Here is a 516-nt window from a genome sequence, read left to right as displayed (position 1 = left end):
GTCTTCGCGTCTGGTGCCAGCAGGCCGAACGCGATGCCGGTCAACGCGCCGGGCTGACAAGCGCAGAGAAGGATCGGATCAAGGATCTGGAGCGCGAGGTCCGTGAACTTCGCACGGCCAACGAGATCCTGAAGAAGGCGAGCGCGTATTTCGCCATGGCGGAGCTCGACCGCCCGTTCCGCAAATGATCGCGTTCGTTGACGATCACCGAGGCGTCTTTGGTGCTGTGCCATGGGAACGCCACTGGTCCGAGTGACCATGGCGCAGGCCGATCTGCCGGGTTCTGGGGATCGCACCATCGACCTATCATGCCTTCAAGGCTGTGGAACGTGATCCCGGCCTGGCATCGGACCGGGCGAAACGGGATCAACTGGACATGGCCGCCATCAAGGATGCGTTCGATGGCAGCCGGGGACGCTATGGGGCCCGCAAGGTCTGGCACCAGCTACGCCGAAGCGGTCACGACATCGCCCGATGCACGGTTGAGCGGCTGATGAAGGCCATGGGGTTACAAGG

Annotated in this window: 1 pseudogene and 1 other annotated feature; the pseudogene reads left to right on the top strand. The window is 63.2% G+C overall.

Going from position 1 to position 516, the window contains the following annotated elements:
* Positions 1–516 (top strand): annotated as a pseudogene (locus KNW02_RS21085) (IS3 family transposase); the annotation flags it as partial.
* Positions 143–298, top strand: a sequence feature (AL1L pseudoknot). It overlaps the preceding pseudogene by 156 nt.

It is taken from the genome of Paracoccus marinaquae (genome assembly GCF_018860165.1).
GTDB lineage: Bacteria > Pseudomonadota > Alphaproteobacteria > Rhodobacterales > Rhodobacteraceae > Paracoccus > Paracoccus marinaquae.
The sequence above is the reverse complement of the archived record's forward strand: the minus strand, read 5'-3'. Positions and strand labels throughout refer to the sequence as shown.